Raw genomic sequence first — 4,582 nt, 5'->3', positions numbered from 1 at the left:
CTTGCAGCGGCCGTCGGCGGCGAGGCCGCGCTGCCGCGAGAAGACCTGGAAGGTCCCGGGCGTGGCCATGATGGTCGCGCCGCCGGCCAGCGCGACGTCGCACTCGCCGTTACGGAGCGCCTGCATGGCCAGGTGCAGGGCGACGAGGGACGACGAGCATGCCGTGTCCACCGTCAAAGCCGGGCCTTCGAGCCCGAAGGTGTACGCGATCCGGCCGGACGCCACGCTGCCCGAGCTGCCCGTGGCGATGTAGCCCTCCAGCCCTTCGGGGTTCTGGTGCAGCCGCAGCAGGTAGTCCTGGGAGATGACGCCCGCGAACACGCCGGTGTTGCTGCCCCGGAGCGCGGCGGGGTCGATGCCCGCCCGCTCGAACGCCTCCCACGAGGTCTCCAGCAGCAGCCGCTGCTGCGGGTCCGTCGCAAGCGCCTCGCGCGGGTTCATGTGGAAGAAGTCCGCATCGAACAGATCGGCGTCGTGGAGGAACGCCCCGTGGCGGGTGTAGACCTTGCCCGTCGCGTCCGGGTCCGGGTCGTACAGGTTCTCCAGGTCCCAGCCGCGGTTGACCGGAAGGTCGCCGATGGCGTCGCGACCGGCGCTGACGAGATCCCAGAGCGCCGCCGAGTCGCGCACACCGCCGGGGTAGCGGCAGGCCATCGAGACGATCGCGATCGGGTCGTCGTCGGAGGCGGTGCTGCTGGTCCGGCTCGGCGTCCGGGAGGCGAGGGATCCGTTGTCGAGGATCTGGCCGAGGAGGTGACGGGTCAGCGCGTGCGGGGTCGGGTGGTCGAAGATCAGGGTGGCGGGAAGACGCAGAGAGGTCGCGTTGGTGAGCCGGTTGCGGAGTTCGACGGCGGTGAGGGAGTCGAAGCCCAGCTCCTTGAACGGACGCTGCGCGTCGACTGCGTCGGCGGCGCCGTGCCCGAGGACCGCCGCGACGTTGCTGCGGACGAGGTCGAGCAGACGGCGCTCCTGCTCGGCCTCGGAGAGCGTGGCGAGCTGCTCGGCAAGCGCGCTGCCGTCGCCCGCCGCCGAGGTGGCGGCGGTGCGACGGGCCGGCCGGGGGACGATGCCACGCAGGAGCGCGGGGACGCGGGGGGCCGTACGCAGCGCGGCCGGGTTGAGGGGGAGGCAGAGCTGGTACGCCTCGGGGCCGTCGAGGGCCGCATCGAACAGACGGAACGCGTGGTCCGCTTCAAGCGGGGTGGTGCCGTGGGTGACGTTGCGGACCTCGTTGTCGGTGAGGTGGCCGGTGAGGCCGGTGGCTTGCTTCCAGTAGCCCCAGGCGAGGCTGGTGGTGGGGTGGCCTTGGCGGGTGCGGTGGTGGGCGAGGGTGTCCAGGTAGGTGTTGGCGGCGGCGTAGTTCGCCTGGCCGGGGTTGCCCAGGGTGCCGGCGGCTGAGGAGTAGACGACGAACCGGGCCAGCGGCAGGTGCCGCGTCGCCTCGTGCAGGTGGTGGGTGGCGTCGATCTTCGGGTCGAGGACCGGGTGCAGGTGCTCGGGGGTGAGCTGGGTCAGGATTGTGTCGTCGAGGACCCCCGCGGTGTGGATGACGGCGGTGAGGGGGTGCTGCCGGTCGACGGAGTCGACGAGGGCACGTACGGCGTCGGGGTCGGTGGTGTCGCAGGCGGTGAGGGTGACTTGGGCGCCGAGTTGGGTGAGTTCGTCTTTGAGGGTGGTGGCGTTGGGGTGGTCGGGGCCGCTGCGGGAGGCGAGGAGGAGGTGGCGTGTGCCGTGTGTGGTGATGAGGTGGCGTGCTGTGAGGCCGGCGAGGACGCCGGTGCCGCCGGTGATCAGGACGGTGCCGTGGGGGTTGAGTGGCTGGGGGAGGGTGAGGGTCAGTTTGCCGGTGTGGCGGGCCTGGCTCAGGTAGCGCAGGGCCTGCGGGGTGTGGCGTACGTCGAATGCGGTGGTGGGCAGCGGTGTCAGGTGGCCGTCGGTGAACAGCTCGGTGAGGTGGGTCAGGATCTGTTGGATGCGGTCCGGGCCGGCTTCGATGAGGTCGAAGTTCCGGTACTGAACCTGGTGCTCGGTCTCGACCGCCTGCGGGTCGCGGATGTCGGTCTTGCCCATTTCGATGAATCGGCCGCCGGGGCGTGCGAGGCGCAGTGAGGCGTCGGTGAACTCGTGGGCGAGTGCGTTGAGGACGACGTCGACGCCCTGGTCGGGTCCGTGGGTGCGGAAGTGGTCTTCGAAGTGCAGGGTGCGGCTGGAGGCGATGTGGTGCTCGTCCAGCCCTTGGGCGTGGAGCAGGTGGTGTTTGGCTGGGCTGGCGGTGGCGTAGATGTCGGCGCCGAAGTGGCGGGCGAGTTGGAGTGCGGCGGAGCCGACGCCGCCGGTCGCGGCGTGCAGCAGCAGGGACTCGCCGGCCTCCAGCCGGCCCAGATCCTTCAGCGCGTAGTACGCCGTCAGGAAGGCCACCGGGACCCCCGCCGCCTGAGTGGAGGACCACTCCTCCGGAACGGGGGTGAGCAGACGGTGGTCGGTGATCGCGCGGCTGCCCGCGCCTTCCGGCATGAGACCCATGACGCGGTCGCCGACCGCGATGCCGGTGACGTCGGCGCCGACCTCGGTCACCACGCCGGCGCCCTCGCTGCCGAGGGGAGCGTCGCCGGGGTACATGCCCAGGGCGATGAGCGTGTCGCGGAAGTTCAACCCGATCGCGTGCAGTTGGACGCGCACCTGGCTGCCGGTCAGCGGGGCGTCCCACTCGGGGGCGGGACGGCACGCGAGTGCTTCCAGCGTGCCGTCGCCGTCGCTCGCCAGCTTCCAGGTGCCTTCCGGCACGTCAAGGACGCCGCTCTCCGCGCCCGTCGCACGCACGAGGCGCGCGGTCAGCACCTGGCCGCCGCGGACGGCGATCTGGGCTTCACCGGTGGCGAGGGCGTCGGCGAGGTGCGGAATGGCGGCGGCATCGGCGTGCGGGTCGATGCCGGCGGTGTCGGTGTCCACGACGTGGATGCGGTCGGGGTTCTCGTTCTGGGCGCTGCGGAGCAGGCCCCACAGCGGTGCGTGGGCGAGGTGGACGTCCTCGGCCGGGTGGGTGGCGACGGCCCGGTGGGTGACGACCGCCAGCCGTCGGTCGGTCTCGTCGTTGGCGGCCAGCCAGCTCTGCACGTGGACGAGCAGCGCCTCGGTCGCGGCGTGGGCCGCGGCCGGGGTGTCGTCGTCCGCCGGTGCGGCGACGTAGATGTCGTACCGGTCCAGCTCCGCAGCCTCGTCCTGCTCCGTCCCGGCGGGGTTCCACGCAACGTGGAAGAGGCTGTTGCGGGTCGCGGCGCCGGTGTCGGGGCCGCTGGTCAGCGCCGAGGCGTCGACGGCCCTGGTGTTGAGGGCCGCGATGGTGGCGACGGGGGCGCCTTCGGGGTCCCAGGCGCGCAGCGCGAGGTCGTGGCCCTCCTCGCCGGTGGGGGTGATCGTGGCCCGGAGGTGGGTGGCGCCGACGGCGTGGACGGAGACACCGGTCCACGCGAACGGCAGTCGCACCTGCGTGTCCGCCGCCGCGTCCGCCCCGGCCTTGGCGCCGCCGTGGGCGGCCAGGGGGTGGAGGGCGGCGTCGAGCAGGGCGGGGTGGATCGTGTGCCCGTCCGGGTCGGTGTCCTCGGGGAGGGCGATCTCGGCGTGGAGGGTGCCGTCGGGCGCCTCCCACGCCGCCGTGACACCGCGGAAGGCGGGCCCGTACTCGTAGCCGCCCGTCGCCAGCCGGGGGTAGATCTCCGACACGTCGAGCGCCTGCGCACCCGCCGGCGGCCACTGGGTCAGCGGCTCGGCCGCTTCGGCCGGTTCGGGGGTGAGGGTGCCGGTGGCGTGGCAGGTCCACGGCTCGGGCTCGGCCTCGTCGTCGGTGTGGGGGCGGGAGTGGATCGTGACCTGCCGGGCGCCCTGGCCGTCGGCGAGCGGTGTGGTGGTGACCTGGAGGTCGCGCGCGCCGGCCTCCTGCAGCACCAGCGGCGCGTGGAGGGTCAGTTCGTCGAGGTGGGTGGCGCCGGTGTGGTCGCCGGCGTGCAGGGCGAGGTCGACGAGCGCGGTGCCGGGGAGCAGCACGGTCCCGGCGACGGCGTGGTCGGCGAGCCAGGGGTGGCTGCCCAGAGCGACCCGGCCGGTGAACACCATCGTGCTCGCACCGGTCTCGTCCGGGCCGGTGGTGTCGGCGAGGTGGACCGCGGCGCTGAGGAGAGGGTGGGTGGTGCCGCTCATGCCGAGGTCGCCGGCGCTGGTGAGCTGGGCGGGAGCGTCCAGCCAGTAGGGCTGGTGCTGGAAGGGGTAGGTGGGCAGCTCGGGCAGGAGCTCGGCGGTGCGGTCGTCGGTGGGGAGGTGGGGGGTGAGGTCGATGGGGTGGTGGTGGGTGTGGAGGGTGGTGAGTGTGGTGAGGAATCGGGTTGTGGTGTCGTCGTTGCGGATGAGGGTGGGGTGGTGGTGGGCGGTGGTGGTGCGCTGTTCGAAGGTGTCCGCGAGGGCGGCGGTCATGACGGGGTGGGGGCTGGTTTCGATGAGGGTGTGGTGGCCGTCGTCGAGGAGTTGTTCGAGGGTGGTGTGGAAGTGGACGGGGTGGCGGAGGTTGTTGAACCAGTACTCGGCGTCGAGG

The 4,582-nt window shown here is 72.6% G+C and carries 1 protein-coding gene; it reads right to left on the bottom strand.

From position 1 onward, the window contains the following. Positions 1–4,582: SDR family NAD(P)-dependent oxidoreductase (locus tag I003_RS34420; protein ID WP_158689061.1), on the bottom strand; the 4,582-nt coding region annotated here is incomplete at both ends.

Source organism: Streptomyces sp. CNQ329 (assembly GCF_000482585.1).
The sequence above is the reverse complement of the archived record's forward strand: the minus strand, read 5'-3'. Positions and strand labels throughout refer to the sequence as shown.